Below are 26,488 nucleotides of genomic sequence, written 5' to 3'. Positions count from 1 at the left end.
GAATGAGACTGGGATGAACGACGGGGCGAAAATCAAAACGGTACGACGCATTGTTTAGCGCGTCGCGTTGACATCCGGATGCCCGGACAGTGACACGAACTGACGTGTCGTGCCGTCGAGTGCATCGATGGAACCGGATTCGATGTCGTAGACCCAGCCATGCAGGTTCAGGCGGCCCTGAGCGAGCGCCAGCGCCACGGACGGATGAGTCTTGAGATTGTTGAGTTGCGCGATCACGTTCTCACGCACCATCGAGTCCACGCGTTCGCGCTGCGTGGCATGCTCGCGCGATTCGTTGACAAGCTTCGCTGAATCGGCGTAACGCAGCCAGTTGGCGACGGCGGGCATGTGATCGAGGCACTTGCAGGTCGCCACGGCCGTCATCGCGCCGCAATCGGAATGGCCGCAGATCACGACATCGGTGACGCCTAGCGCGGCCACCGCATACTCGACCGTGGCCGACACGCCGCCTGGCTCCGGCCCAAACGAAGGCACGATGTTGCCGGCATTGCGGATCACGAACAGGTCGCCCGGTTCGCGCTGCGTGACCAGTTCGGGCACCATGCGGCTGTCCGAACAGGAGATGAACAGGGTTCGCGGCGTCTGGCTGGTGGCCAGCTTGCGGAACAACTCTTTGCGCGCCGGAAACACGTCGCGCTGAAACTTCAGAAAACCGTCGATGATCTCTTGCATGATTCGCTCCATTCAGTCGTTCGGTGCCGTGCGTTGCGCTGCGTTGAACAAAGAATGGACGCGATCTGCCATAGTGTCCAAGACCGGTTTATGATTGTGGCTATAGGTAGGACCAATAGTTAGCCACAATCTCAGGCTTTCGTAACCTTGACTAAAGTTGCAGCAGACGCCTGCGGCGCTCTACCCGCTGACTTTTCCATTTAACGGCAGTATGAATAGTCTGAAGGACCGCCATGCTGCTCCGGCACATCCGTTACTTCATAGCGGTCGCACAACATCGCAATTTCACCCGCGCCGCCGAAGCGCTACACGTGTCGCAGCCCACGCTCTCGCAGCAGATCCGGCAACTCGAGGACACGCTGGGCGTGCCGTTGTTCGACCGGTCCGGGCGGGAAATCCAGTTGACCGACGCCGGCGCCGCCTATTTGCACTATGCGCGGCGCGCGATGCACGACCTGGAGGGCGGAAAGCGCGCGATACATGACGTACAGGAACTGAGCCGCGGCACATTACGCCTCGCGATGACCCCGACGTTCACCGCGTACCTGATCGGTCCGTTGCTCGAAAAGTACAACCGCCGCTATCCGAACCTGACGTTGAACATCCTCGAAATGCCGCAGGACCGGATCGAAGCGATGTTGAACGAAGACGCGCTCGATATCGGCATCGCATTCGACGAAACGCACTCCCCCGATATCGAAACCCAGGTACTGTTCGTCGAAGCCCTGGCGGTGATGGTCGGGAGATCACATCCCTATGCGGAAAGCCACGCCTCGTTGACGCTTGACGAGTTCCGCAATGAGGCGCTGGTACTGCTCAATAGAGAATTTGCGACGCGTCATACCGTCGACCGGTACTGCAGGCAGCATGATGTCGCGCCGCGCATTGCGATGGAAGTGAACTCGATCAGCGCGGTCATCGAACTCGTACAGCGAACCACCCTCGCGACGCTATTGCCGGCTGCGATCGCGCGCGAGCACGACCAGCTGTGTCTGGTGAACCTGGAGCCCGCGCTGCCGCAGCGAACCGCTGCGCTCCTGCTGCGCAAAGGTGCATATCGGAGCGCGGCAACGCGGGCGTTCATTGCACTCGCGTTAGAGGAAGGCGCGGCTTATGCGGGTGGTCGGGCGGACGAGACAGGCGCGGCAAAGGGCAAGCGGTCTGGGGCGCATCGGCGAGCAGCGGTTAAAGCGGGGGCTCGTGATAAAAAGTGAGTCGGTTTAGTGAACGCCTATAAGGCTCCCGTTGCAAGCAGGCGCCTCACCGATGTCGCTAGCTGAATGTGTTGCGCATCCTCGAAGTCCACTCGGAACGGGAGATCGGAAGGCAGTGTCGGAAGATGACCGGTCGCTCGTCGAGTCGGCTCATCATCGCCTCTATTGTCGGCGTGGTCTTATTCATAGTCGCGGATGCGCGAAGGTACGAGATACGCCGATCGATCGTCATTCAGCACCGACGCCAGGATCTGCATATCGATCCCACCTCCTGTCAGTACAACGGAAATGCGCTTGCCGGCAAAGTGAGGATGGCGAGCGGCGGCAAGTGCGACGGCACCCGCGCCCTCGACCACGATATGATTGCTTTTCGCCAGACTCCGTATCGCATCGGCAGTGTCCTCAAGCGTTGATACCACAGCGCCGTCCACCAACGCGTTGAGGTATGGCCAATTTTCTGCGAGTACCGTCGAAACACCAATGCCTGCGACCATTGGAGTCGAGTCGACTGGAATTTCGACGATCGCACCGGCTGCGAGAGAAGAATAGAAAGGAGCCGCCGCTTCCATTTCGCACGCATATATCTGCGGATGTGCGCCCCAATTCATGCATGCGAGAGAAATGCCCGTGACGAGTCCTCCTCCGCCGAAGGGTACGGTATCACTTCGACATCGGGCAGATCCTCCAATATTTCCTGTCCGATGGTCGCGTCGCCAACGACGACATCGCGGCATGCACATGGATGCAAAAACGTACCTTGCTCGCCGGTTGGTGTTTCACCGCAGAGAATTGCCCACCATCTTTCGTACGTAATCTGAATGACTCTGGCTCCCAGCGCATGGAGTGCTTCTATCTTGCTCCTCGCCGCCGTTTCAGTGACGTACACGCGGACTTCCGCGCCTCGTAGCCTGGCGGCCTCTGTCACGCCGAGCGCAAAATTCCCGGTGCTCGCCGTATAAACACCATTCGAGAGTTGCTCCTCGGTAAGTCTGGAGACTGCATTCGTCGCGCAGCGTATCTTGAACGAGCCACGTGGCTGAAGGTTCTCGGGTTTAAGAAAGATGCTCCGGTCTGTCGCCGCTGGGTAAGACAACAGCGGGGTACGGACGATGGTTCCCCGGATTGTCCGTGTCGCCTGCTCTATGTCGGCGCGGCTCACATCCCCCAGGTAGGCCGCGCCAGTACCGTTTCGAGGAGGAGTGCGCGCGTGATGCAGGATTCTCGAAGAGTTCATGATGTCCTCAGATTTGCGTAGACGGCGCCGCATATAAGCGTCTCTCTGCGATCGACTTTCACTTCTCGATCGCAGACGGTCGATTCGATTCTCTTCAGGCACACATATCCAGTCCGCGTCCGGAGGCGCCTCACCAACCCATACTAGTAGCTTATCGAAGAGAGCCAAGGACGATGCTCGCAAATCGCCAGTCTATGTCCGCTTAATTATCGAGAAGACTTCGATACGATTTGCTTACAGATAACCTGATCCAAAAAGGTCAAAGCTGCCGCCACCCGCATCCGAAGGAATTCCAATGTGATTCGTCACAACGGAGTTATTGCTCAACTTTCTGGTCAGGCGGCAATATGTGATCGCCGAAGCGTTCACGCAGTTTCAGCTTATGCAGCTTGCCCGTCGCCGTGTGCGGCAACTCGTCGACGAACACCACATCGTCGGGAATCCACCACCTGACAACCTTGCCTTCGTAGAATCGGAGCAGATCATCCCGACTCAAATCGAGATCGGGATGTTTAACGACAATGAGCAATGGCCGCTCTGTCCACTTCGGATGAAAGCACGCGATGCACGCCGCTTCCGCCACCGCCGGATGCGCGACGGCTATGTTCTCGATGTCGATCGAACTGATCCATTCACCACCGGACTTGATCAGGTCTTTACTGCGATCCACGATGCGCATGAAGCCATCGTTATCGATGGTTGCAACGTCCCCTGTTGGGAACCAGCCATCGACGAGGGGCGATACATCGTTACGAAAGTACCGGTCGATTATCCACGGGCCCCGCACATACAGCTCGCCGAACGTGACGCCGTCCCACGGCAACGCTTGCCCGCTGGCGCCGACGGTCTTCATGTCTACGCCATAGACCACATGTCCCTGCTTTTCGCGCAGCCTGCGCTGCTCGTCCGCCGAGCGTTGGGCTTGCTCGCAGTTGAGTGTCGAAAGCGTACCGAGCGGCGACATCTCTGTCATGCCCCACCCATGGACGGCCTCGACGCCAAAGTCGTCCTTGAACGTCCTGAGCATGGCAGGCGGCAACGCGGACCCGCCGACAATGACGCGGTCCAGCGTCGAAAACCGAACGCCATTTTCTTTCACATACCGCAAGAGGCCGAGCCACACAGAAGGCACACCCGCTGTGCAGGTAATACGTTCCGCTTCTATCAATTCATACAATGATTTGCCGTCGAGATCCTTGCCCGGAAACACGAGCTTCGCGCCCGTCAGCGGCGCGGCATGCGGAATGCCCCACGCATTCACATGGAACATCGGCACGACGGGCAGCACGGAATCGCGCGCGGACAGGCCCATCGCATCGGGCAGCGACGCGCCGTACGCGTGCAACACCGTCGATCGATGCGAGTACAGCGCGCCCTTCGGATTGCCCGTGGTGCCCGACGTGTAGCAAAGGTTGGATGCGCAACGTTCGTCGATGGCCGGCCACTCGAAATCGCCGTCGTGCTGCGCGAGCAGCGCTTCATAGCTGGAAGCCGCCGTCGACATGCGCGGCATGTGCGCTTCGTCCGTCATCGCGATCCAGCCGCGCACGTTCGGACACTGCGGCGCAAGCACATCGACGAGTGCGGCGAACGTGATGTCGAACAGCACGTAGCGGTCGTCGGCGTGATTGACGATGTAGGCGATCTGATCGGGAAAGAGGCGCGGGTTGATGGTGTGGCATACGGCGCCGAAGCCCGTCGTGCCGTAGTAGGCTTCCAGATGCCGGTAGCCGTTCCAGGCGAGCGTGCCGACCCGGTCGCCCGCTTCGACACCGAGCGCGATCAGCCCCTGCGCCAGTTGCTTCGCACGCTTCTCGCAATCGCGGTACGTGTAGCGGTGCACGTCGCGTTCAATGCGCTTCGACACGATCTCCGTCGTGCCAAAGTGGCGCGATGCATGTGCAAGCAGCGAAGAAACCGTCAGAGGCACCTCCATCATCTTTCCATGAAGCGGTGCCTTCATAAGCCAGCCTCCTCCTTTCGTCACCGATCTGAAAGCTGGAGTTCGATCAGGGCAGGTAAATCGGCTTCCAGGATAGCGTATGTGCTGATACCGTCCAGTGATTCAAGATAGGTTAGTGTCAGACGTGGTGCAACTAGCTAACATGCGGTCGAAAGCGTCGTGTACTGGAGGGCAGTCGCGACTAGGAAAATAACCGTTGCTGCGAATAACAATCCGTCGCACCGCATTCACAGCTGCGCGCTAGTGCGGTGGGTGCTCTCCGATCCGATCGCCTCAAGATATCGACTAATCGAGGCAACCCATGCCGCGAAAACCTGTAAGGCGGGATATGCAATCCGCGCATGAGGAGATGTCAGTGGACACTGTATTCGGCGTGAAGGTATTGGCGCATCTCGTACTGGGTATGGCCGTCACTGTCGGCGGTGTGCTGGCATCCGCCAACGCATGGGCCGATAGTGGTTCCGTGACGATTGGCTTCATCACGGACTTTTCAGGCCTGTACGCCGAAGGAGACGGACAGGGTGGCCTCGAGGCCATACGCATGGCGATCGCCGATTTCGGCGGCAAGGTCAACAACATGCCCGTCAAGGTGCTGTTTGCCGACCATCAGAACAAGGCCGACATCGCTGCGTCGGTCGCCCGTGAATGGATTGATCGGGACGGCGTCAACGTGATCATCGGTGGAACGAACTCGGCGACCGCTCTTTCCACCAGCCAGATAGCCAGTGAAAAGAAGATTCCTTACATCAATGTAGGCTCAGGGGCCGACACACTGACCAACGAACAATGCACGCCGTACACGGTGCACTATGCGTACGACACGATGGCCCTCGCCAAAGTTACAGCCTCGGCGATATCGAAACGAGGTGGCAAGACATGGTACTTTGTGACCGCCGACTATGCGTTCGGCAAGGCTCTGGAAAAGAACGCTTCTGACGTCGTGAAGGCGAATGGCGGCAAGGTGCTTGGGGCGGTACGCCACCCGTTATCGGCTTCAGACTTTTCCTCATTCCTGTTACAGGCGCAGCAGTCGAACGCGCAGGTTCTCGCGCTCGCGAATGCAGGGGGAGATGCGGTCAATGCAATCAAGGCTGCAAATCAATTTGGTATTACGAAGACGATGACCATTGCAGCGCTGCTTGTCTTTATCAATGACATTCATAGCCTGGGTCTCGCGACGGCACAGCGCCTTCTACTAACCGACAGTTGGTACTGGAACAAGGATTACCAGACACGCAAATGGTCAGAGCGCTTCTTCGAGAAAATGAAGAGGATGCCTTCGAGCCTGCAGGCAGCTGATTACTCTGCCACGTTGACCTATCTGAGGGCCGTTCAGATCGTCGGTTCGACGGACCCCAGTCGGGTTATGACACAGCTTAAAAGGCAGAGAATCGATGACTTGTACACCAAGGGGTACATTCGCGAAGACGGCACCATGATTCACGATATGTACCTGATGCAGGTGAAAGCGCCTGAGGAATCCAAGGAACCATGGGATTACTACAAGATCGTCGAAGCCGTTCCTGGCGAGCAGGCCTTTGGTACGAAGGCCGAGTCGCGCTGTCTGTTATGGAAATAGCGTTAATTGACTTCGCGAACGGTTAAAGAATATTCGGATCCGGTTAATTTGAAGCAGTGCGTGTATCAAGCGTTGTTTGATGCCTGCCGTTGTCTATCCGTCAGTGCATGGCGACGTGTGTCGGTCGGGTTGGACAACGCTTAAGTAGCTTTCCTGTTTTTAGCCATGCGCCATTTGCCTATGCAAGAATGGCAGGATGGATCGGGCAACGGCTTCCGGATTGTCGATAAAAGGCCAGTGCCCGCTGTCTCGAAGGATCAATACCTCCGCGCGTGGAAAAACGTCACGCTGTCGCTCAGCAAACTCAACGGAGATATAGGGGTCGTGCGCGCCCCAGACTACGTGCGCTGGGAGATCGAGCGGGCGCAGTACATCAGCGATAGTCTGCATGGCGCCGTTCGTTTCGCGGGTGCTTCGATAGAGCCGCAGGACGGCGCGTCGCGTGCGCATATCGAAATGTTCGTATACCTTATTTACGTATTCAGTTGGTAAACCCCGCGGGTTGCCATGCCTGAGCAAGAGTTGCATTCCGGTACGCGTTGCCGTGGCCATGAATATCTCGCCTAGCAGCCTGGTCTGCCAGATGCGTGCGAGATAGTGCCACCGGTAGTTAAGCAGAATACCCGTGTCGATCAGCGTAACGCTTGCAACGGAGTGAGGATTGGCGGCAGCCCAGGCGAGGCCCCACGGGCCGCCAAAGTCATGCATCACGAGATGGGCGCGCCGAACATTGCACTCGCCCAGCAGCCTGCCAAGGTGGTACGCGTAGCCAGGTACGCTGTAGTCGAATTGTTCAGGTTTGTCGGCAGCGCCAAAGCCTGGCATGTCCATTGCGAGGGCACGTCCGAACTCGCCGACACGGCTCATCAGTAGCGCCCAGTCCGCTCCCGAACCCGGATTTCCATGTACGAACACGACAGCCTCGTCAGCTTCGGGCGGACCTGCCTCTAGCAACGGCGACCGGATTCCGTCTACGTAGACCGAAGTCTCTTTCATAAGTCTCCGTCGATACACACGCGGACCTTGCCGGTCAAACGGGAGCGCCGGGTTGCGCGGATTCCGCGGAGGGTCGTCGAAAGTCTACCCGCGCAGCCCTTAGCAAGGCGCCCGGCGACAGGAATCTGGCAGGACCGATTAACCGTGCGCCAAAGGCGTGCAGATGCCTCGACGCAGCGGCGTCTTTTGCAGCGGCCGAGAAGCTGAGCCGCTCAACGGCGTTGAATCCTTTTCTGCGCGCATAGTCGAGTATTAAAAAACGATGTCCGTTGAGTTCCCGGGAAACACGTTTAGCGTAACTACGCAGCGCGGGAGCAACAGGGTGTCCATCTCGCAGCACCGGAGCAACTTCGTCAACGAGCCACTCCGTCGTCTGGAACGCGAAGCCGCAGCCAACGCCCCACAGCGGATCGATACTCATCAATGCATCGCCAACCAACGCGACATTGCCGTCCGCTGGCGGCCGCCATAGATTCGGATAGTCTTTAATCAGTGCGAGGTTGCTGCACGGCTCGGCGGCCGATAGGTCCGGGGCGTCGGGAAATGAAGCCATGCATCGCTCGAATGCGTCGCCGGGGTTGGTACGAAAGCCGTCGAGTCGATCTTTAGTGGCCATGTAGGCAACCACTGTAACGCCACCATCGTTAGGGAATACGTATCCTGTCTCTGGACCGCGCAGCCACATTGCGAGCAGGTTCCTCGCCGCAGTGCCACGCGATGATAGCTGCGGAATGCGCCGAAGCGACTGTTCTCCGACGAAGCAGCCTTGATACCTGCAAGCGTTGCCAGCGGAGAGTTTCGCCCGTCCGCACCGACGACCAGCGAGGCAGTGACGACACCCATTCGACTTCCGCCGAGTTCGATGCCGGTGATACTGCCGTCCCGTTTCATGAGCGCACGCACGCCGCAGCCCGGCAGCGATGTGACGCCAGCGGTATCTGCCGTCAAATGGCGCAAGATGGGGTCAAGGGTCCGGCGCCGGATGTTGTAGCCGAAAGCAGGCTGACCATTCGCGTCGAGCGGGGCAATGTTTCCGGTCCAGCCGTAGCGAGTCCAGATATCGACCCCATTGCGCAACCCGCCGGCTTCCTCGATAAGTTGGTCGAGACCGAGGCGTCGCAAAGTAGGCGTGGCCGACGCCTGGATGAAATGTGTACATAACTGCTTGAACGCCGTCATGTCGGCGTGGTGTTCCACCAGCGCGACATGCAGGCCTTCCAACGCGAACAGCCGGGCGGCGGTACAGCCGGCGAGACCTGCACCGACTATGGCGACGTCAAACGTGCCATCGACAGGGGTGTCGCGAGACGGCACCTCGCCGTCGAGGATCACCTTGTCGCTCACATTGACCTCATGTCAGCAAAGGGAACTGTATCCGACTCAGTATAGGCGGCGCCGGTGGCATGAACCTTACGGATTCTATCGGTTGGCCCGGCTGGCAGCGACGCGCCTTGAAATCCGAATCGCCAACAACTAACGTCCTTCGCATGATCCCGAGGAGAGAATCATGGCAAGAATCGAAGCAAAGCTAGCAAAAATGGGACTGCCGTTGCCGCGTGCACTACAGATGCCAGTAAATATTCAAATGTCGTTACCGTTTGCGTGGGTACGTGTGAGAGGTACGCGAGCTTTCGTTTCTGGTCATGTACCCCTGAACCCGGACGGAACCATTGCAAAACCCGTCGGCAAGGTGGGTGCGGAGGTATCTCCAGACGAAGGCTACGCAGCCGCCAAACTCGTCGCACTTGCACAGTTGGCGAGCCTACGAACGGCGCTCGGGGACTTGGATCGCATAACCGCGTGGCTACGTATCTTTGCGATGGTCAACGTCGCGCCGGGTTTCGACCAGATGCCCCGGATCGCGAATGGCTTCTCGGATCTCATCCTTGAACTGTACGGACCGGATATTGGAACGCATGCTCGCTCAGCGGTTGGGGTGGCGCTTCCGCTGAATGTACCCGTTGAATGTGAGGCGGAGGTCGAGGTAGACGGACAGACCTCGTAGTCCTGCGTGTGCGCATTGCGCCTCGCCTTGACCTCGTTCGGTTCATCGGTGACAAGACGTGATATCCCATCGTGTTCAGCACCGCCGTGTTCTTCTGCTTTGAGCGCGCGAACTGCCTTCGGCCTGCTTTGCATAAATGTCGGGTGTTGGTTGAATCCCCCCCCTGCAGCGACGGCAGGCCCGCGCGCTTCCTGCGCGAGTAGCGTGTGCGGTTCCCACACCACACACTGTTGTAGTAGATCAGCGTGTGACACGCCTGCACCGTCCCACTGCGCAGCGCTTGATAGATTTGTCCCGGAAACGCGCTAACGGCAATGTGAACGATCTGACGTACGGTGAAATCAGGCTGATCGAAACACCAGCCGGCATGGTTACACGTCATTCACGCATCCACGTTCCATTAGCATTGCGAACAATACAAAAAACCCGTCCGCAATGCTCCCCCTTCCCACCCGCTATTAAAACTTCTCCCGGATACCAACACGCACGAACGCCTGGCGGTCACTACTCGACGCACTTTGCGTATTAATTGCAGCGACAGCCGATTTCCCCGTCGAGTCCGTTCCCGATGCTTTCTGATAGATGCCGACCACGTACACGTCCGTACGCTTCGACAGAAAGTAATCGACGCCCAGTGCGCCCTGCAGATACTTCGCGCCCGGATTGGTCGCGCCGCCCGATTCGCTGACGTCGCTGCCCTTCGTATAGTTGAACGCTGCGCCGGCCAGCAATGCCGGCGTCAACTGATACTTGAAGTTGATTTCTACGTCGTTGAAGGTTGCGCTGCCGGTATAGCCCTTCGTGTTCAGCGACGCCACGGCGCCCAGATTCATGAAGCGGATATTGGAGTAAGTGGCGCCAAACGTCGCGGCACCCAATGTGTATGCACCGCCCGCAGCAATCACCTGATAGGTGTTGGCCGAAACGAAGCCGCTATATACCGGCGTCGTGACCGTCGATGCCGTCGTCGATGACGTGTTGTTGCCGAACATGCTGCCACTATTCGCGCCCGGCGTGCGCGCGTTCAGGTAGCCCACGGCGAGCGTCAGCGGCCCGTTCGCGTAACCCGCGCCCAGCGACCAGATCTGGTTCGACGTCAGGTTGCCTGCGACGCCACCCAGACTGTACGTACCGCCGAAGGTCAGCCCCGCGTAGTTCGCGCTTGCATATTTGATGGTGTTATTGGTGCGATACGAGTTGTTCAGGTTGTCGAGATCGCCCGGATGCGCGCCCATGCTGCTCGCCCATTGATCGCCCGTTGCCAGAATGCCGACGTAGTCGACCACCGAATCGTATTGACGCCCCAACGTGACAGTGCCGAGACCGCTCGACAGACCCACATACGCCTGACGACCAAACATCAACCCGCCCTGCCCCAGCTTTCCCGTGCTCACGTCGAAGCCGTTTTCGAGCACGAAGATCGCTTTCGTGCCGCCGCCCACGTCTTCCGCGCCACGCAGTCCCCAACGGCTCGCCTGCAGTCCGCCGCTCGTCAGGCTGTAGAGTCGGTGGCCGCCAGCGTTCGAGTTGTAGTTCAGGCCTTCGTCAAGCACACCGTACAAGGTCACGCTGCTCTGCGCGTGAACGACGCCGGCGAACACACCCAGGACAGCAAGTGCCAGAAACGACTTTCTCATCGAATGATCTCCAAACGGATGGTTTTTTATTGAGGGCAAACACGGGCGGCACCGGCCGCCCTTCCAACGACAACGCCTGCTGGATCAGGTAGCCAGTCCGACGGAGCGCGCACGCATCGTCGAAGGCAACAGAAGCACGCCCGCGATTCCGATCAGCACGCTCGCCTCGACGTAGTAGATCGGCGCGAGATTGCTGCCCGTCGCCTGCACCAGCCAGATGTTCACGAACGGCGCGAGCCCGCCGAAGATCAGCACCGCGATGTTGTACGTGACGGCTGCGCCCGTCGAACGCACGCTCACGGGGAATATTTCCGTCAACGTGACGGGCGTGACGCCCCAGAAGAAGCTCATCAACAGCGATACGCCCATTTGCGCTGCCACCAGCGAGTGGAACGACGGCGCACTGACCAGCTGGCTGAACAGCGGAAATGCCGCGATGCCATAAGCGGCCATCGACAGAAGGAGTACTGATTTTCGACCGTAACGATCTGACAGCAGTCCTGCGATCGGGCAAAAAATCATGATGACGGCCGTGCTCAGACAGGTACTGAGATTGACGTCGGCAGCGGACAAACCCAGTTGCTTCTTCGCGAAGATCGGCAGAAAGAACACGAACACATAGGCCGATACGGTGCCCGCTACCGCCACGCCGATGCTTGCGAGACCTTCTTTCGGATAGTCGCGCAGCAGCGTCTTCAGCGGCGTTTTCTCCGCGCGTTGCTCGCCGCGTTCCACCTGATTCGTATAAGCGAGAAATTCCGGCGACTCATCGACACGCGACCGGATCAGCCAGCCAACAGGGCCGATCAGAATGCCCACCAGGAACGGCAGGCGCCATCCCCACGCTTCGAGATCGTGCGCGGACAGGTTGACCGTCAGCAGCCAGGCGACCATCGCGCCGACCGCAAACGCGAGCGCCTGCGAGCACATCTGGAAGCTGCCGTAGAAACCGCGCCGGTTGGCGGGCGCGAATTCCATCAGCATCGTCGTGGCGCCGCTGAACTCGCCGCCCGCCGAGAAGCCCTGGATCAAGCGGGCAAGCACCATCAGGACGGGCGCGGCAACACCGATTGCCGCATGGGTCGGCAATACGCCGATCATCCCCGTGCCGATGGCCATCAATGCAATCGTCACCGACAGCGCTTTCTTGCGGCCGACGCGGTCGCCGTACAGTCCCAGCAACACGCCGCCCACCGGTCTTACCGCAAAGCTCACCCCGAACGTCGCGAGCGTCAGCATCAGCGATGCGAACTCGCTGTCGGCCGGGAAGTACAGCCTCGCGATGGTCACGGCGAACAGGCCGTAGATCGCAAAGTCGAACCACTCGAACGCATTGCCCAACACCGAGGCAATCACTACTTTTCGTACCATCGCCGGTGAAGGCGTCGATTTCAAGTGCATGTCCATGGCTCCTGTGCGGATGAGTCGATCGAGGAATTAACCGAGGCGTTGCTTGACGATTTCGATGAACACGGCAGCACCCGTCGGCGATGTGTCGTCGTCGAAATCGAACTCAGGGTGATGGCAGGTCAGGCCGTTATGGCCAAGAAAGAAGTACGAACCGGGCCGCTGCTGCAACATGAACGCGAAGTCTTCCGACGCCATCAAGGGCGCCACGTTGGCGATCACGTTGTCCGCGCCGAGGACCTGCTCGGCAGCACGACGCACCACCTCGGTCTGCTCGGCCGTGTTGATGGTGGGCGGCGAAGTCTGAAGATGCTCGAACGCGACCTCGCATCCGTACATGCGTGCTGCGCCTTCGCAGATGTCCTGGAGTCTCGCGAGCGTCAGTTTCTGCGCGCCGGTCGACAGCGTGCGGACGCTGCCTTCGAGCACGGCTGTATCCGCGATCACGTTGATCGCCGTCCCCGCGATGAACTTGCACACGCTGACGACTGCGGTGTCGAGCGGGTCGATGTTGCGGCTGACGATGCTCTGGATCGATTGCACGATCTGGGTGCCCACGACGATGGGATCGATCGATTTGTGCGGCATCGCTGCGTGACTGCCGACGCCCTTCACGGTGATCCGGAACAGATCGCATGCCGAGAGAATCGAGCCGACGCGCACGCCGATCTTGCCCGCAGGCAACGCGTTGTTGTTGTGCAGCGCGTAGACCTCGTCGCACGGAAAGCGGTCGAACAGACCGTCGTCGATCATCGCCGAGCCGCCGCGCAGCGTCTCTTCGGCGGGCTGAAAGATCAGATGGACCGTGCCGCGAAACGCGCGATGCGCCGACAGGTGTTTCGCCACGCCAAGCAGAATGGCGGTATGACCGTCGTGGCCGCAACCGTGAAAGACGTTGTCGTGCGTCGAACGATGCGCAACCGCGCCCTTCTCGCTCATCGGCAACGCATCCATATCGGCGCGCAGACCGATCGCCGGCCCCGCTCCCCGATTGCCGCGAATCGTGCCGACCACGCCCGTTCCGCCGACGCCCGTCGTCACGTGAATATCCCACTCCGACAACAGTTTCGCCACCAGTCCCGCCGTTCGATGCTCGTGAAATCCCAACTCGGGATGACGGTGAATATCGCGCCGCCAGCCGCGCATCTGCTCCGTCAGCGTCTCCGTCACAGTGTCTTTCTCCATGCAACCCGCCCCTATTCGTAGTGAGATATCCGCCGACCAGCGGTGACGCCTGCCGGACGTTTATTCGTAGAATACGTCAATAGTTGCAAACGTCAACTGTTCAAAAATAAGGCAATCCCTGGCGTCGGAATGGGCTTGGGCTATCATCCGGATCAGAAAGGAAAGCGGGTTGGTCCGAGCCGCAGACCGCCTCGCAAGCTGAAAAGTCGAGGCACTTGAACCGGATCTTCGAATTGCGAGCGGGTATGTCATCAGTCAAGCGGAAAGGCGACGTTGCTTCACACCATGCAAAGTCCGCGTATTTCCTGACCTTCAAACTGGACCTGATCAAGACCGAGATGATCAGACGGGCGAACGGCGTTTATCGGCCCGCGTGCGGCCTCGACGTACGTTCGCTGCGCGTGCTGCGGATCGTCTGCGACACGCCGGGCATCACGACGACGGCGCTCAAGGAACAGACGCTGATCGAGAAGACACTGCTGTCGAAACTGTTGTCGGATCTGATCGACAGAAAGCTGGTGCGGCGAACCATCCATCCGGACGATGCGCGGCACTTTCAGCTATGGGCGACAGCGGCGGGCGAAAAGACACGCGTCGCCAGCGACGAACTGGGGCAGTCGTTGGAAACGGAAATGCTGTCGATGCTGTCGCAGGAGGAGCGCGACGAACTCAATCGCATCGTCGACAAACTGGTGGATGTGTTTCGCCGTTCGGCGAGCGGCGAGGATGCGAAGCCAGCGGCGTGAGCGTGAGCGCACCTCGCGCTCACGCGCGATTCACTGTTCCGTCGACCCGATCGTGAACTTCGCCATCGCCGACCAGTCCTGCTCACCGAATCCCGCTGCAATCGTGTCCGTCATCTGCCGATGCACGGCGGCGAGCATCGGCAGCGAACGGCCCGCCTGCTGCGCGGCTTCGGATGCGAGCCGGAGATCCTTCAGGCCGAGCGTCGCCTTGAACCCGGGCTCGTAACTGCCATTTGCGATATTCGCCGAATAGACCTGATACGAGCGGCTGCCGAACAGCGTGTTCAGGATCACGTCGAAAAAGCGCGCGCGAGGCAGGCCATTGGCTTCCGTCAGCACGACCGCTTCTGCCATCGCCTCGATCGCCATCGTGATCATCATGTTGCAGGCGATCTTCGCTGCGTTCGCCGTCGGCGCGTCCGCGCCCATGTCCCAGATACGGCCGCCGATCACCTCGAGCGCAGGGCGCACTTTCGCCAGCGCATCGGGCGCACCACCCGCCAGTATGTTGAGTTCGCCTTTCGCTGCGACGTCGGGACGTCCGAGTACGGGCGCGGACACGAAGCCGATACCCGCTGCGTCGTGCAACGCCACCAGTTCACTGGCAAACGCGACGGAAATGGTCGAGGCCACGACGTGCACGAGATCTGGCTTTGCGTGAGTCAGCACATCGGGCGCGATGAGCGCCGTGCGTATCGCTTCGTCGTCGGAAAGCATCGTCAGTGCGACGTCTCCCTGGAACGCGTCGACGGGCGAAGCGACCATCGTCACCCCTTCCACGTATCCGCCGGAGCGGTTCCACGCTTTCACGTCGTGTCCCGCAGCCGCCAGATTGCGCGCCATCGCGCGTCCCATTGCGCCAAGACCCATAATGCCGATTTCCATATGCGTGTTCTCCCAGACGAGGTGAGTCAGTCAGTTCAGCCGGCGATGCCGCCCGGCTCCGTTTCGGTCCGCTGTACGAGCCAGTCGAGCACCGGCGCGAGCGCCGCGTCGGAGTTTTTCTCGTAGATCAGTCCGTGGCCGTTGCCATGCACGCCGTGATCCGCGAGTTGCATCAGTTCGGTCGACGCTCCGCATGCGTCGAGAAACACCGCAGTCGGCGGACTCGCCGCCGCGAATGCCGACGCTTCCGCCGTCACGATCAGGATCGGTAAACCGGTCAGCGATGGCAGCGCGAAATCGCCCGGCGGCGCGCCGCGCAATACCTCGGGATCGCTGACGGGCGGCTCGAAGCGCAGCGGCGCGGCCGTCGGACCCCAACGCATCGGGCCGATATTGGGAATCGTCGCGAACGGCGGCCCCATCGGCTCGATGGCGGCGATTGCCTTCACCAGATGCGGGCAGCGATCGGCGATCAGCCAGCCGTCCGGCCCCGACGCCGAATGCGTGATCAGGATGGCCGGGCCGATACGATGGAGCAGCGCGGCAGCGCGATCGGCGTCCATCGTTTGCGATGCCGCGAGGTCTTCGGGCAATGGACCGTAACCGGCGATGAATTCGTCCATCGCGGCTCCGTCTTCCGGGTCGAATGGCCATTGCGTGTGACGCGGGTCGTCGCCCGGGAAATAGATCTGCCGGCCGCCTTCGTACGAGAACGGCGGCCCCATCGGCCCAACCGTATCGACGTGATACGGCGAGCGGCCGTGACCCGGACGGTCGACCACGAGCACCGCGTAGCCCGCCTCGACGAGACGCTGCGCCCAGCCTGGACGGCCGTCCGGCGTGTCGAACCATTCCGTGCCCTGAAACCCGCCGCCGTGCATCAGCACCACCGGCCACCTGCGCGTGACCGTTTCCGGCGCTTCCCATTCGACGTATATCGGCGGCGTTTGATACGTGCGCTCGCCAATCATGACGCGCTCGCCATGCACCCAGAAATGACCACGACGGACCGTACGCGCGGGCGTGGCCTTCCACGGTGCGAATCGATGACTCATGCAGATCCCCTTTTTCAGAGTGGGATGGCGCGCACACGGTTGGGCGCGATATCGGTGAAGTTCGGCACATCGGCCATGACGAAGGGCGCTTCCGCCGATCCGAACGCAGCATCGACCGAGGCTGCGCTCCGAAAACGGCATTCGCAGATGGCGAGCGTCCCGGCCTGCCCGACCGCCGGAAAGAACGCCGCCACGCTGACAAGCCCGTACTGCGCCCAGTGATGCATGACGAGAGGCACGTGATGCCCGACGTAATACGCGCGGTCGAAACGCGCTCCGGCAGCGCCTTCGTAGGTCACGTAGATCGTCACTGGTGTGTCCTGTGTGTGCGTCACATCGGGCTCCTTGAATTAAATTAGCGACCACTATAAAATTCGAGCATCGATCACGCAAGGAATTTTTGTAGTGACCACTACTTTAAATTCGAAAACCAGGCCGGGACGCGGACGGCCGCGCGCCTTCGATCCTGAAAAGGCACTGGAGATCGGCCAGCGCCTGTTCCACGAGGCCGGTTACGACGCGGTCGGTTTGAGCGCGCTGACGGATGCGCTCGGCATCAAGCCGCCGAGCTTCTACATGGCGTTCGGCAGCAAGGCGGCCTTCTTCGGACAGGTGCTCGAGCGCTACGCGCGCAGCGAACTGGCGCTCGCCGAAATCCTGCGACCAGGTCGTCCGCCAGCAGAGGCACTCGGGGAGCTGCTCGGGCGGGCAGCGCAGACCTACTCGCGCGATCCGCAACGCACCGGATGTCTCGTGCTCGAAGCGGCGCGCGGCAACACGGACAGCGAGAGCGCCATGCTCGCCCGCGAGATCGCCGCGCGACGACGCGCGCAAGTGAGAGCCTTCGTTGCCGCGACGCATCCCGACGTAACCGATGCGGTGACGGATTTCGTTTCGACCGTCATGTCGGGGCTTTCAGGCAGCGCACGCGAAGGGATGCCGGAAGCACGTCTGGTCGTGGTCGCGAACGCGGCGGGCGACGCGCTGAAGTCCATGCTTCACACGGGCGAATAGGTCGCGCGCTTTTTCAGCAAGGCGTCGATCGAAGAGCTGCCCTTGCATGAGCGTGCGGATCGCCGCTTCGATCATCACGGGTGGCATGCACGGATACGCCTTATCCCCACGAAAAATGCCATCTAAGTGTGCCTTGGCCGCGTCATGCAATTCGACATCAGGGAATACACGCGCCGGCTGCTTGCGAATCAAGTGGACCTATCCCGGGAATCATGAATGTTTCGCAGTGCGAGTTTTTTTACACCGACTTCGTTCTGCGCGTTGGCGTCGCCGGGTCCGCGAACAGATCGATCACCACCTTGCGCAGCCAGCGATTGCCTTCGTCCTGCTGGACTCGCGCGTGCCAGAGCAAGTGAATCGGCGCGGCAGGCAACGTCGAGGGCAATGCGCGCATGCTCAGTGAGAACGGCTCGGCCAGCTGCAAGGCCAGTCGTTCCGGCACCGTGGCAATCAGATCGGTGCGTTGCAGGATAAAGCCGACACTCATGAAGTGCGGCACCGTCAATCGCACCTGGCGCTGCACGCCTCGCCGTTTCAGCCAGTCGTCCACCTGACCGTGTCCCGTGCCGGCCGACACCACCACCAGATGCTCGGCTTCACGCCAGGCAGCGAGTGTGAGCGACGCATCATCGAGCGCATGACCGCGCCTGAACAGGCAGACATATCGCTGATCGAACAGGCGACGCTGATAGAAGCCGCCCTTGAGCTGAGGCAGCAGGCCGATGGCGAGATCGACCCGGCCCTCGGCCATTTCGTTGCCCAGATTGACGCTCGTGTCGCGAACGGTATTGAGCGCGATGCCCGGCGCCTCGCGCGACAGCCGTTCGACAAGCGCAGGCAGAAAAACGACCTCGCCGATATCCGTCATGCCGATCGTTATCGTGCGCATGACACGCAACGGATCGAACCCGGTCTCCGGATTGAGCGCGGCGTGCAGCGTGGCGAGCGCCTGAGCAACCGGCTCGGCCAGACGGATCGCGAATGGCGTGGGCACTACGCCGCCCGGCGCGCGCACGAACAGCGGGTCACCGAGCCGGCGACGCAGTTTGGCAAGCGCGTTGCTGACGCCGGGCTGACTCATGTTCATCTGCTCGGCCACGGTCGCTACGCGCCGCTCCTGCATCAGCCGTTGGAAAAGCAGCAGCAGATTGAGATCGACTTCACTGAGTTCCATGATTCTGGTCGCCTCGGCATCATTGATTTTAGTGATGAAGCAGATTCCCCCCATTTTATTGTGGAATGGGTAGCCAGTGACGAGAATTCAGACAAGGCGCACACATTCCGCTCAGCACACCACGCATGCCGTGCCGCCTCAATCACACAGTCTGAATATCGGAGACACCCCATGGAACACCTGGATCTGAAGATCGCAATCGTCGGCGCCGGCATCGGCGGCCTCACGCTCGCGCTCGCACTGCGAGAACATGGCATCGACGTGCAGCTCTACGAGCAGACCGAAGAGCTTCGCGAGGTCGGAGCGGCCGTCGCGCTGTCGGCGAATGCGACGCGGTTTTATGAGCGCATGGGACTGCGTGCAGCGTTCGACGCGGTATGCGCCGAGATACCCGCGCTGATCTATCGGGACGGGCGCAGCGGCGAAACGATCGGACAGCATCGTGGCGAACCGGGCTATCGTGAGCAGTTCGGCGGTTCGTATTGGGGCGTACATCGTGCGGATCTGCAGGCCGTGCTGTCGCAAGCGGTCGGCCTCGAGCGTATCAATCTCAGCCATCGCCTGACCGATCTCGTGCAGCATCCGGATCGTGTGAGTCTGAGTTTCGCCAACGGTCGGCAGATCGACGCCGACCTGGTGATCGGCGCGGACGGCGCACGCTCGATCACGCGCCGCTGGATGCTCGGCTACGACGATGCCCTGTATTCGGGCTGCTCAGGTTTTCGTGGCGTGGTGCCGGCCGATCGCATGGCTCTCCTGCCCGATCCCGAGGCCATTCAGTTCTGGGTCGGACCGCAAGGCCATCTGCTTCACTATCCGATCGGCGACAAAGGCGACCAGAACTTTCTGCTCGTCGAGCGCCATCCCTCACCGTGGCCATCGCGCGACTGGGTCACATCGGCGAGCGAGGGCGAGCAGTTGCGCCTGTTCAAGGACTGGCATCCCGCCGTGGTGCAGATGATCACCGCGGTGCCCATCAGCCAGCGCTGGGGTCTGTTCCATCGTCCCCCGCTCGGACGCTGGAGCAAGGGCCGCGTGACGCTCATCGGCGATGCCGCGCATGCGCTCGTTCCACATCACGGCCAGGGCGCGAATCAGTCGATCGAAGATGCCGTCGTGCTGGCCGCGCAGCTGGCCAAGGCGGGCCCGGGTCGCTGGCGCGAGGCGCAGGAGGCCTACGAGCGCTTGCGGCGGGGACGCACGCGCAAGGTGCAGTACGCGTCGATAACGACGGCTGACGTATTGCATCTGCCGGACGGACCCGAGGCGCAGGCGCGCAACGCCCGCCTTCGCGAACGCGACAGCCTGCTCCATCACCTGGACTGGATTCACGATTTCGACGCGCTTGCGCAAGAGCCGACCGAACGCCAGGGCGGCACCTGGCTTTGACCTGCCTCGCGTTGACGCGTGCATGCACGGACGAATGGCGCTTGAATGCCGCACGGCCGCTCGCGGTGCCGTCGAGCATGTCGCGTCACCGCTCGTTACAGCAATCAGCCCCCGGCCCGCTTCGCGCTGTGGCCGTCTTTTCTAAGCGCTTCGATGATCCGATCGCAATGGTCGCCCTGTACTTCGATCACGCCATCCTTGACGGTTCCGCCAGAACCGCAGGCCGTGCGCAACTGCTTGCCCAGCGCGGCCAGGGCAAGAGGATCGAGCGCCAGTCCTTTGACTAGCGTCACGCTTTTCCCGCCCCGGCCCTTGGTCACGCGCGTCACTCGCACTACGCCATCGCCTGCCGGTTGTGTCCTGGCAACCGCCTGACAGATACATGCCGCAAGCGCCTGTCTGCATTCGGGGCACATCCGCCCGGCATCGGTGGAATAGACAAGGCCGCCTTTTGAACCACTCTTCATGATCGACTTACTCTAAGACTAATCGAGCCGAGTTTAGCAGGGGTGCATCCGGCAGGGTGTGCTAAACAATCCGACCAGAGCGTTCGATCTCGACGGGACGGCCGGTGCGCCTGCGTATCAACCTCGGTGCAATAGTGTCGCCGGATCAGGTTCTGCTACGGCGAGAGCGGATGCACGGTTGCCGCCATGCTCGCTCAAGCACGTCTGGCGCCAATATTCGACGCATTCGCATCAGCACGTATCCTATCGCCTCGCGCGTCAGGACCGCGGTCGTTCAGAAATCGCAACGAGTTTTCGCTCTGAGTGTCGATATAGACCGCCGTGCGCATCGACTCTAAAGCAGGCGTGAATTTCTCCTGGACTGTTAGCTCCCGCTTTTTTCATGTCGATGTCGAGATGGGAACTGGCAGCAGCGATAGAAGCCTGCATTCCTGCTTTTGGATTGATATGCGCAACGCTCTGAATGACGCCATTCGAGTCGTAAAATACCCTCAGTTTCATGGATCGCTCCCGCTATGGCACATCTGTGCAAATTGCATACAGGACGTAGGTGACCGTGAAATGCATGCCGGGAGGCGCATTCCCGGCGTCGAAACATGTTATCGGTACGACGTGCGAAATACTGGTGTCGTCCTCCTGCACTACGCTGACTGTCGTAATCTGCAGTCCGGCCTTTATGTTGCGTAATTCCCGATGGGGATTCTCAAGCACCGGACGATCCAGTACGTCCGATCCTATTTCAACCACAAGGGGGATCGCCTGCCATTCAACTAGCCGCGGTGGTCGTGCTTTTGTGCTCAGGCTTCTGTTAAAAGGTGGGTCCACGCCAGTTATCGTCCAGAACATCGTTTGACCAGTTTCGATCGTGCCGACAAGTGCTTCTATGACAGTGACCGCCATACTCACCTCCAGAAAGTGGGATTGCGGTCGTGCTAAGGCTCAACGCCCACAACATCACTTCGGTTCGAAAGTACTTCCAGATTGAATCTAGTTGATCCGCGGTAACTGCCATCTGCGTATCGGTGGAATTGCGTTCGCTAACGGACGCTGCGACGCGCAATAGTTCGTTAAATCATTGCAATGGCGTAGTAAGGCTGAACTCTCCCCGATCCAGGTTGCCTGGATCGGTACTGCGCGGCAGGCTGTGCATTCCATGGCGACCGCTTTCAAAGGCGCAGCGGCCATCCCCACTGTCCCGCCGGCGAGTTACCTCGCACCGCATCAGCACCCAATCCTGTCCCGAGTTCGACGAACGGTCATTTTCGTGGGACCTGGCATCCCAATAGTCGGACTAGTTACGGGTATACATGGATTAGAGGGCGTAAGCGCGTTGCACTACCATTTTTCCGGTACCGCACGCATATCGAGCGCCTTTGAATCGGGGTTGCACGTCTTCACACACCATTTCCGCGCTGCCGCGCACTCCCGGTGCCGTTGAGCATCAGCAGGCGATTGACGCAACGTCGACCACATCGACCAACGAAGAAAAGAACCGGAGGAAGAGATGGCACAGCAACGCGATGACGATCAGGAAAACGACCGCACCGGCTTTAGCGCGGCGCGGCGGGGGCTCATGCAGGGCACGGGACTCGGAGCGGCACTTTCGCTGATGGGTGCGCTAGGCGGCGCGGGCGGGCTGATCGGCACCGCGCAGGCAGCGGAGGCGGCTTTCCCTTCGCACAAGAAGTGGAAGATCGTGTTTGTCAATCACGTCACCACCAATCCATTCTTCGTACCCACGCAGTACGGCATTCAGGATGCCTGCTCGCTGCTCGGCATGGATTATCAGTGGACGGGCTCGGCCACTTCGGACGCGGGCGAAATGGTCCGCGCCGTGAACTCAGCCATTGCCGCAAAGGCCGATGCCATCGCCGTGCCTATCGTCGATCCAGGCGCCTTCGACAAGCCTATCCAGGCCGCGCTCGACGCCGGTATTCCCGTGTTCTCCTATAACGCCGATGCGCCGCGCGGCAAGAAGAATCCGCGCCTCGCCTACATCGGCCAGGACCTGTATCTCTCCGGCTATCAGATGGGCGAGCGCATCGTGAGCCTGATCGACAGCGGCATGGTCGCGCTTTTCATCGCCACACCGGGCAGCTCAACATCCAGCCGCGTCTGGACGGTGCGAGCGAGGCCATCAAGAAGTCCGGCAAGAAAATCGACATCCAGACCGTGGCCACGGGCGCGACTGTCAACGAGGAGCTATCGAAGATCAAGTCCTTCTATCTGGGTCACCAGGACCTGAAGGGCATGTTCGCCGTCGATGCAGGCAGCACCCAGGGCGTCGCGCAAGTGATGAAAGAATCGAACCTTCCGTCGAAGGGCGTACATGGTGGCGGCTTCGACCTGCTGCCGACCACGATCCAGCTCATCCACGAAGGCTTCCTCGACTTCACCATCGATCAGCAGCCGTACGTTCAAGGGTTCTACACGGTCATGGAGGCGTTCGTGTTCCTCGCCTCGGGCGGGCTGGTCGGACCGGCCGACATTAACACCGGTCTGAAATTCGTGACGAAGGAAACCGTCGAGCCCTACCTGAATACCTCGACGCGCTACGAAGGCAAGACGACCAAGCCGCAAATCGTTCCGATGAGCGGCGCAATCAGATCGTGATGAATCCAGCGGACGAAACAGGCAAGCCGGAAGCAGCCCCCGCGCCCCGGCGCGCGGGGGTTTCGTTCACATCACACTGGTCGGCCGAGCTGCGTATACTGCTCGTGGCCGTGCTGCTGGCCGCCTACTTCGAGTTCGCGAACCACGATTTCCTGCTCACCAACGCAAGCCTCGTCAACCTGTCGCAGTTCATCGCGCCGGTGGCGATCATCGCGTTCGGCGAAATCATGTTGATGATTGGCGGCGACATCGATCTCTCCGCCGGCATGGTGTTCGCCTTCGCGCCGTTCATGATGGTGTTCGCCAACGACGCAGGCGCGCCCATGTGGCTCGCCGTGATCGCGGGGCTCGTGGCTGCGGCGCTGGTCGGCTTCGTGAACGGCGCCGTGACGGTGTGGCTGCGGCTGCCCTCGTTCGTTACTACGCTCGGTACGCTGTTTCTCATCAACGGCATCACGCTCACTGCCTCGCGCGGCACGCCCGCGCCCGCGCCGGGCACGCCTGGCTTCTCGGCTGTCATGGGTGCGTGGGGTTATAGCGAGATCATCTGGACCGCGGCGATCGCCTTCGCGATGCATGTGCTTCTGCGGCACACGCGCTGGGGCCTGCATACGCAGGCCGCAGGCGCGAATCCAATCGGCGCGAGCGAGGCCGGCATTCATGTCAACCGGTTGCGCCTCGGCAACTTCATCCTCGCCGCGGTGCTCGCGGGCTTCACCGGCATGCTCGAAGCCTTTCGCATTACGTCGATCGATCCGCAGGCGGGCGGCAATCAGATCATGTTTCTGGCCGTGGCCGCTGCCGTGATCGGCGGCACGCCGCTCACGGGCGGCTCGGGCACGATCGTGGGCGGCCTGATCGGCGCTGCCGTGCTCGGTATTCTCAATGACGGCTTCACGCTCATCGGCATCAACGCATTTACGTTCAACATCATTCTCGGGGCCGCGATTCTGGCGGCGATGATATTCAACATCCACGTCGGCCGCATTCGCCGTAAGGCAGGACACTAGTGGACGAATCGCACATGGCCTTGCCTGGCGAGAACGTTGCGCCCGACGCGCCGCTTGCGCTGCGCGGCGAGCAGCTTGTGAAACGTTTCGGCGCAGTGACCGCGCTAGACGGCGTCTCGCTCAAGCTCGGCAAGGGCGAAATTCTCGGCGTACTCGGCGACAACGGCGCGGGCAAGTCGACGCTCGTCAAGATTCTCACGGGCTTTCACCAGCAAACGGGCGGCACGCTCTACATCGATGGTCAGGAAACGATGCTGCGTTCCGTCGATCACGCACGTTCGCTCGGCATCGAATGCGTGTATCAGGATCTCGCGCTCGCGAATTCGCTGAGCATTTACCACAACATGTTCCTGAACCGCGAGATCGTACGGCGCGGACCGTTCAGGCTGCTCGACCACAAGAAGATGCGCGAGCGCGCGGCCCAGTGTCTCGACGATATCGGCGTTCACGTGCCTTCCGTGGACTTGCCCGTGGAGAGGCTTTCTGGCGGTCAGCGGCAGGCCATCGCCGTGGCGCGCGCCGTGCATTCCAATGCGAAGATTCTTTTGCTCGACGAACCGCTCGCCGCAATGGGCGCACGTGAGGCAGGGCTCATCATCGATCTGCTGATGCGTCTGAAGGAAAAAGGCGGCCTGTCCATCATCATGATCATGCACAACTATGCGCAGACGCTCGATATCGCCGATCGCATCATGCTGATGCAGCGCGGACGCGTGACCTTCGAGCAAAAGAGCGCGCTGACTTCCGTGTCGGAGTTGATGGACATCGTGCGGCGGGAATACCGCGCCATGCGATCGGCCGGGGCGCATTGAGAGCGACAGTTGAGACTCGCGATCACGCTGATGTAAAGGCTCGCCCGAACATCACCCTTCCGCGTCCATCCCCTTCCGATACACGCTAGGCGAATTCCCCGTCCACTTTCTGAAAGACCGGCGAAAGCTCGCCGCATCCGAAAATCCAATACGCTCGGCGACTTGATCGATGGGAAGCCTCGTATTTTCCAGAAATTCGATGGCGAGCGACCGGCGCACATCGTTCAACAAGGCCTGGTACGAGTAGTTATCCTCAGCCAGCCGTCGATGCAAGGTTCGAAGCGACATGCCAAGCTGCGCGGCCATCTTCTCCGCGGATGGGAACACGCCCGGTGCGTTGAGGCAGGCCATGCGGATCTGCCGCGGGAGTTCAGGAAGGCCATCGCGTTCTTCGAGAATGCGATCGCAAAGTTGCTGGCAGATTTGTGCCGTAATCGGATTCGCATTCGGACACGGACGGTCCAGTACATGCACGTCGAAATGCCATTCCATCGTGTCGGCGCCGAACTCCACGGGACAGTCGAACATCCTTTCGTAGTTTCGCCAATGCGGCGGCGCCGGATAGGCCATGACCATCCGCTTCGACGGAAAAGGCGCTTCCAGCACCCGGCTGAACAACACCGTCATCGAGCTTCGCCAGAACTCGGCGACGAACGGCAACATGTCGCCTAACGATGCGAGTCCGTGGCTGCGCAGAATGCCCGTGTTCCCCTCTGTGGAATAGCTGATCTGCAACACTGCGCCAGCCATCCTGACATTTTCGACGCTGAATTTCAGGGCGTCTCCAAAGGTCGTACTGCTGACCATGGCATAGCCATAGATGCCGAAGTCACTGATCCTCTGACGCGCACCCGCAAGCAATCCCACATCCGCTCTCGTTGCAAGCCGTTGGGCGTTTCGATAAATGGCGAGCCGCTGACGATGCGAAATTCTCGCCTGCGAATCCTCCAGTTGATTGGCGTGAACGCCCGTACCCGCGAACAGTTTGTTGACGGAAACGCCTTCTGCGGCCAGTTCGGCGGCGAGCGCAGCAAGGCCCAAAAGACTCTGCGTCGGCGCGTCGAGATCCGGATGCAACGGCGTGATCATTTTTGGTGGTCGCACGATAGGCCTCACTTCAGTTGCGAACATGCTCGCACATTTTCCGGATTGTCGTCGGTCGCGTTTGGCACAGTTTGACGCGGCAATTGGCAGGGTTGGACGTTGCTGTCCACCTGGGCTCGCTGAGATAGTAACCATCAACGGCACACGCCGAAAAACAGATGGAGACAAGCCTTGAAGCCCTCAGCCAACCCCGCTCCCGAGCGCGTGACGAACCCTGATCAACGCTCATCTGGAACCCATGGATGGCGCAATCGGCCTCTATGTGGCGATGCAACACGTCCGCTGATTCCCGTCGGCGGCTTTCAT

At 60.5% G+C, this 26,488-nt stretch carries 26 protein-coding genes and 1 pseudogene; 9 read left to right on the top strand and 18 right to left on the bottom strand.

Translation table 11 applies throughout. The features are described 5' to 3' along the window. Nucleotides 1-54 precede the first annotated feature (54 nt). Nucleotides 55-693 (bottom strand): carbonic anhydrase, encoded by a 639-nt coding sequence (locus PPGU16_RS32800; protein WP_180726863.1) that lies wholly within the window; start codon nt 691-693, stop codon nt 55-57. Between the two features lie 233 nt (nt 694-926). On the opposite strand from PPGU16_RS32800, the gene cynR reads away from it, so the two are divergent. After that, entirely contained in the window at nt 927-1,907 is a 981-nt protein-coding gene (cynR, locus tag PPGU16_RS32795) for a transcriptional regulator CynR (protein ID WP_180726862.1), read from the top strand. A gap of 179 nt (nt 1,908-2,086) precedes the next feature. On the opposite strand, the gene PPGU16_RS43135 is transcribed toward cynR, so the two are convergent. The 3 genes from PPGU16_RS43135 to PPGU16_RS32780 form a co-directional block, all read right to left on the bottom strand. Beyond that, complete coding sequence (locus PPGU16_RS43135; RefSeq protein WP_274599999.1) at nt 2,087-2,515, bottom strand: pyridoxal-phosphate dependent enzyme; 429 nt, start codon at nt 2,513-2,515, stop codon at nt 2,087-2,089. Continuing rightward, nucleotides 2,512-3,141, bottom strand: a complete 630-nt coding sequence (locus PPGU16_RS43130) for a pyridoxal-phosphate dependent enzyme (protein ID WP_180726861.1) — start codon at nt 3,139-3,141, stop codon at nt 2,512-2,514. The genes PPGU16_RS43135 and PPGU16_RS43130 overlap by 4 nt, the downstream gene beginning before the upstream one ends. A gap of 316 nt (nt 3,142-3,457) precedes the next feature. Continuing rightward, nucleotides 3,458-5,104, bottom strand: coding sequence for a 3-(methylthio)propionyl-CoA ligase (locus PPGU16_RS32780; protein ID WP_180726860.1), 1,647 nt, complete (start codon nt 5,102-5,104; stop codon nt 3,458-3,460). Between the two features lie 403 nt (nt 5,105-5,507). On the opposite strand from PPGU16_RS32780, the gene PPGU16_RS32775 reads away from it, so the two are divergent. Next, nucleotides 5,508-6,683 (top strand): ABC transporter substrate-binding protein, encoded by a 1,176-nt coding sequence (locus PPGU16_RS32775; RefSeq protein ID WP_180727150.1) that lies wholly within the window; start codon nt 5,508-5,510, stop codon nt 6,681-6,683. Between the two features lie 159 nt (nt 6,684-6,842). Here the strand turns inward: PPGU16_RS32775 and PPGU16_RS32770 are convergent, their stop codons facing one another. The 3 genes from PPGU16_RS32770 to PPGU16_RS32760 are packed head-to-tail and all read right to left on the bottom strand — an operon-like array spanning nt 6,843 to nt 9,023. Then, nucleotides 6,843-7,679 (bottom strand): alpha/beta fold hydrolase, encoded by an 837-nt coding sequence (locus tag PPGU16_RS32770; RefSeq protein ID WP_180726859.1) that lies wholly within the window; start codon nt 7,677-7,679, stop codon nt 6,843-6,845. 34 nt (nt 7,680-7,713) lie between these two features. Beyond that, nucleotides 7,714-8,232 carry an NAD(P)/FAD-dependent oxidoreductase gene (locus tag PPGU16_RS32765; protein WP_180726858.1) on the bottom strand — a complete coding sequence of 173 codons (519 nt, stop codon included), beginning with the start codon at nt 8,230-8,232 and terminating at the stop codon, nt 7,714-7,716. Then, complete coding sequence (locus PPGU16_RS32760) at nt 8,169-9,023, bottom strand: FAD-dependent oxidoreductase (RefSeq protein ID WP_180726857.1); 855 nt, start codon at nt 9,021-9,023, stop codon at nt 8,169-8,171. The genes PPGU16_RS32765 and PPGU16_RS32760 overlap by 64 nt, the downstream gene beginning before the upstream one ends. Nucleotides 9,024-9,186: 163 nt before the next feature. On the opposite strand from PPGU16_RS32760, the gene PPGU16_RS32755 reads away from it, so the two are divergent. Then, complete coding sequence (locus PPGU16_RS32755) at nt 9,187-9,684, top strand: RidA family protein (RefSeq protein WP_180726856.1); 498 nt, start codon at nt 9,187-9,189, stop codon at nt 9,682-9,684. Between the two features lie 458 nt (nt 9,685-10,142). Here PPGU16_RS32755 and PPGU16_RS32750 read toward each other — a convergent pair whose 3' ends face one another. From PPGU16_RS32750 to PPGU16_RS32740, 3 genes are all read right to left on the bottom strand, one after another. Then, complete coding sequence (locus tag PPGU16_RS32750) at nt 10,143-11,321, bottom strand: porin (RefSeq protein ID WP_180726855.1); 1,179 nt, start codon at nt 11,319-11,321, stop codon at nt 10,143-10,145. Nucleotides 11,322-11,405: 84 nt separating this feature from the next. Further along, nucleotides 11,406-12,722 (bottom strand): MFS transporter, encoded by a 1,317-nt coding sequence (locus PPGU16_RS32745; protein ID WP_180726854.1) that lies wholly within the window; start codon nt 12,720-12,722, stop codon nt 11,406-11,408. A 36-nt stretch (nt 12,723-12,758) separates the two neighbouring features. Then, nucleotides 12,759-13,913: a M20 aminoacylase family protein gene (locus PPGU16_RS32740; RefSeq protein WP_243460754.1), complete on the bottom strand. Its 1,155-nt coding sequence runs from the start codon at nt 13,911-13,913 to the stop codon at nt 12,759-12,761. 245 nt (nt 13,914-14,158) lie between these two features. Between PPGU16_RS32740 and PPGU16_RS32735 the strand changes: the two genes are divergently transcribed. Further along, on the top strand, nt 14,159-14,659 hold the full coding sequence (locus PPGU16_RS32735; protein ID WP_180726853.1) for a MarR family winged helix-turn-helix transcriptional regulator: 501 nt from the start codon (nt 14,159-14,161) through the stop codon (nt 14,657-14,659). 30 nt (nt 14,660-14,689) lie between these two features. On the opposite strand, the gene PPGU16_RS32730 is transcribed toward PPGU16_RS32735, so the two are convergent. From PPGU16_RS32730 to PPGU16_RS32720, 3 genes are read right to left on the bottom strand one after another with little or no spacing between them, the layout of a single operon-like run. Beyond that, nucleotides 14,690-15,544 (bottom strand): NAD(P)-dependent oxidoreductase, encoded by an 855-nt coding sequence (locus tag PPGU16_RS32730; RefSeq protein ID WP_180726852.1) that lies wholly within the window; start codon nt 15,542-15,544, stop codon nt 14,690-14,692. A gap of 35 nt (nt 15,545-15,579) precedes the next feature. Beyond that, a complete protein-coding gene (locus PPGU16_RS32725) occupies nt 15,580-16,599 on the bottom strand; it encodes an alpha/beta hydrolase family protein (protein WP_180726851.1) in 1,020 nt (339 codons plus the stop codon). Between the two features lie 14 nt (nt 16,600-16,613). Beyond that, nucleotides 16,614-16,934: an EthD family reductase gene (locus PPGU16_RS32720; protein WP_180726850.1), complete on the bottom strand. Its 321-nt coding sequence runs from the start codon at nt 16,932-16,934 to the stop codon at nt 16,614-16,616. A 70-nt stretch (nt 16,935-17,004) separates the two neighbouring features. Here PPGU16_RS32720 and PPGU16_RS32715 point away from each other — a divergent pair, with 70 nt between their 5' ends. Then, nucleotides 17,005-17,613 carry a TetR/AcrR family transcriptional regulator gene (locus PPGU16_RS32715; RefSeq protein ID WP_180726849.1) on the top strand — a complete coding sequence of 203 codons (609 nt, stop codon included), beginning with the start codon at nt 17,005-17,007 and terminating at the stop codon, nt 17,611-17,613. 238 nt (nt 17,614-17,851) lie between these two features. On the opposite strand, the gene PPGU16_RS32710 is transcribed toward PPGU16_RS32715, so the two are convergent. Then, complete coding sequence (locus tag PPGU16_RS32710; RefSeq protein WP_180726848.1) at nt 17,852-18,787, bottom strand: LysR family transcriptional regulator; 936 nt, start codon at nt 18,785-18,787, stop codon at nt 17,852-17,854. Between the two features lie 171 nt (nt 18,788-18,958). Here PPGU16_RS32710 and PPGU16_RS32705 point away from each other — a divergent pair, with 171 nt between their 5' ends. Beyond that, nucleotides 18,959-20,176 carry an FAD-dependent monooxygenase gene (locus PPGU16_RS32705; RefSeq protein WP_180726847.1) on the top strand — a complete coding sequence of 406 codons (1,218 nt, stop codon included), beginning with the start codon at nt 18,959-18,961 and terminating at the stop codon, nt 20,174-20,176. 104 nt (nt 20,177-20,280) lie between these two features. Here PPGU16_RS32705 and PPGU16_RS32700 read toward each other — a convergent pair whose 3' ends face one another. From PPGU16_RS32700 to PPGU16_RS32690, 3 genes are all read right to left on the bottom strand, one after another. Further along, entirely contained in the window at nt 20,281-20,643 is a 363-nt protein-coding gene (locus PPGU16_RS32700; RefSeq protein WP_180726846.1) for a translation initiation factor Sui1, read from the bottom strand. Nucleotides 20,644-20,901: 258 nt separating this feature from the next. Next, nucleotides 20,902-21,144 carry a hypothetical protein gene (locus tag PPGU16_RS32695; RefSeq protein WP_180726845.1) on the bottom strand — a complete coding sequence of 81 codons (243 nt, stop codon included), beginning with the start codon at nt 21,142-21,144 and terminating at the stop codon, nt 20,902-20,904. A gap of 12 nt (nt 21,145-21,156) precedes the next feature. Next, complete coding sequence (locus tag PPGU16_RS32690) at nt 21,157-21,543, bottom strand: hypothetical protein (protein ID WP_180726844.1); 387 nt, start codon at nt 21,541-21,543, stop codon at nt 21,157-21,159. A 604-nt stretch (nt 21,544-22,147) separates the two neighbouring features. On the opposite strand from PPGU16_RS32690, the pseudogene PPGU16_RS32685 reads away from it, so the two are divergent. The 3 genes and pseudogenes from PPGU16_RS32685 to PPGU16_RS32675 all read left to right on the top strand — a co-directional run bounded on the left by PPGU16_RS32685 (nt 22,148) and on the right by PPGU16_RS32675 (nt 25,078). Continuing rightward, nucleotides 22,148-23,256 (top strand): annotated as a pseudogene (locus tag PPGU16_RS32685) (sugar ABC transporter substrate-binding protein). Then, nucleotides 23,256-24,266: an ABC transporter permease gene (locus tag PPGU16_RS32680; RefSeq protein ID WP_180726843.1), complete on the top strand. Its 1,011-nt coding sequence runs from the start codon at nt 23,256-23,258 to the stop codon at nt 24,264-24,266. The pseudogene PPGU16_RS32685 and the gene PPGU16_RS32680 overlap by 1 nt, the downstream one beginning before the upstream one ends. A 14-nt stretch (nt 24,267-24,280) precedes the next feature. After that, nucleotides 24,281-25,078, top strand: coding sequence for an ATP-binding cassette domain-containing protein (locus PPGU16_RS32675; protein ID WP_180726842.1), 798 nt, complete (start codon nt 24,281-24,283; stop codon nt 25,076-25,078). Between the two features lie 51 nt (nt 25,079-25,129). On the opposite strand, the gene PPGU16_RS32670 is transcribed toward PPGU16_RS32675, so the two are convergent. Continuing rightward, on the bottom strand, nt 25,130-26,209 hold the full coding sequence (locus tag PPGU16_RS32670; RefSeq protein ID WP_224028418.1) for an AraC family transcriptional regulator: 1,080 nt from the start codon (nt 26,207-26,209) through the stop codon (nt 25,130-25,132). Nucleotides 26,210-26,488: the final 279 nt, after the last annotated feature.

It is taken from the genome of Paraburkholderia largidicola, assembly GCF_013426895.1.
In the GTDB taxonomy this organism is placed as follows: domain Bacteria; phylum Pseudomonadota; class Gammaproteobacteria; order Burkholderiales; family Burkholderiaceae; genus Paraburkholderia; species Paraburkholderia largidicola.
The sequence above is the reverse complement of the archived record's forward strand: the minus strand, read 5'-3'. Positions and strand labels throughout refer to the sequence as shown.

What these genes read in the sequence shown, in the direction of transcription:
- PPGU16_RS32765 (WP_180726858.1), bottom strand. Translation starts at nt 8,232, where the DNA reads ATGGCTTCATTTCCCGACGCCCCGGACCTATCGGCCGCCGAGCCGTGC.
- PPGU16_RS32780 (WP_180726860.1), bottom strand. Translation starts at nt 5,104, where the DNA reads ATGAAGGCACCGCTTCATGGAAAGATGATGGAGGTGCCTCTGACGGTT.
- PPGU16_RS32730 (WP_180726852.1), bottom strand. Translation starts at nt 15,544, where the DNA reads ATGGAAATCGGCATTATGGGTCTTGGCGCAATGGGACGCGCGATGGCG.
- PPGU16_RS32675 (WP_180726842.1), top strand. Translation starts at nt 24,281, where the DNA reads ATGGCCTTGCCTGGCGAGAACGTTGCGCCCGACGCGCCGCTTGCGCTG.
- PPGU16_RS32745 (WP_180726854.1), bottom strand. Translation starts at nt 12,722, where the DNA reads ATGCACTTGAAATCGACGCCTTCACCGGCGATGGTACGAAAAGTAGTG.
- PPGU16_RS32690 (WP_180726844.1), bottom strand. Translation starts at nt 21,543, where the DNA reads ATGGCGGTCACTGTCATAGAAGCACTTGTCGGCACGATCGAAACTGGT.
- PPGU16_RS32670 (WP_224028418.1), bottom strand. Translation starts at nt 26,209, where the DNA reads ATGTTCGCAACTGAAGTGAGGCCTATCGTGCGACCACCAAAAATGATC.
- cynR (WP_180726862.1), top strand. Translation starts at nt 927, where the DNA reads ATGCTGCTCCGGCACATCCGTTACTTCATAGCGGTCGCACAACATCGC.
- PPGU16_RS32775 (WP_180727150.1), top strand. Translation starts at nt 5,508, where the DNA reads ATGGCCGTCACTGTCGGCGGTGTGCTGGCATCCGCCAACGCATGGGCC.
- PPGU16_RS32735 (WP_180726853.1), top strand. Translation starts at nt 14,159, where the DNA reads ATGTCATCAGTCAAGCGGAAAGGCGACGTTGCTTCACACCATGCAAAG.
- PPGU16_RS32770 (WP_180726859.1), bottom strand. Translation starts at nt 7,679, where the DNA reads ATGAAAGAGACTTCGGTCTACGTAGACGGAATCCGGTCGCCGTTGCTA.
- PPGU16_RS32700 (WP_180726846.1), bottom strand. Translation starts at nt 20,643, where the DNA reads ATGAAGAGTGGTTCAAAAGGCGGCCTTGTCTATTCCACCGATGCCGGG.
- PPGU16_RS32750 (WP_180726855.1), bottom strand. Translation starts at nt 11,321, where the DNA reads ATGAGAAAGTCGTTTCTGGCACTTGCTGTCCTGGGTGTGTTCGCCGGC.
- PPGU16_RS32800 (WP_180726863.1), bottom strand. Translation starts at nt 693, where the DNA reads ATGCAAGAGATCATCGACGGTTTTCTGAAGTTTCAGCGCGACGTGTTT.
- PPGU16_RS32695 (WP_180726845.1), bottom strand. Translation starts at nt 21,144, where the DNA reads ATGAAACTGAGGGTATTTTACGACTCGAATGGCGTCATTCAGAGCGTT.
- PPGU16_RS32680 (WP_180726843.1), top strand. Translation starts at nt 23,256, where the DNA reads ATGAATCCAGCGGACGAAACAGGCAAGCCGGAAGCAGCCCCCGCGCCC.
- PPGU16_RS32740 (WP_243460754.1), bottom strand. Translation starts at nt 13,913, where the DNA reads ATGGAGAAAGACACTGTGACGGAGACGCTGACGGAGCAGATGCGCGGC.
- PPGU16_RS32725 (WP_180726851.1), bottom strand. Translation starts at nt 16,599, where the DNA reads ATGAGTCATCGATTCGCACCGTGGAAGGCCACGCCCGCGCGTACGGTC.
- PPGU16_RS32705 (WP_180726847.1), top strand. Translation starts at nt 18,959, where the DNA reads ATGGAACACCTGGATCTGAAGATCGCAATCGTCGGCGCCGGCATCGGC.
- PPGU16_RS43130 (WP_180726861.1), bottom strand. Translation starts at nt 3,141, where the DNA reads ATGAACTCTTCGAGAATCCTGCATCACGCGCGCACTCCTCCTCGAAAC.
- PPGU16_RS43135 (WP_274599999.1), bottom strand. Translation starts at nt 2,515, where the DNA reads ATGAATTGGGGCGCACATCCGCAGATATATGCGTGCGAAATGGAAGCG.
- PPGU16_RS32755 (WP_180726856.1), top strand. Translation starts at nt 9,187, where the DNA reads ATGGCAAGAATCGAAGCAAAGCTAGCAAAAATGGGACTGCCGTTGCCG.
- PPGU16_RS32710 (WP_180726848.1), bottom strand. Translation starts at nt 18,787, where the DNA reads ATGGAACTCAGTGAAGTCGATCTCAATCTGCTGCTGCTTTTCCAACGG.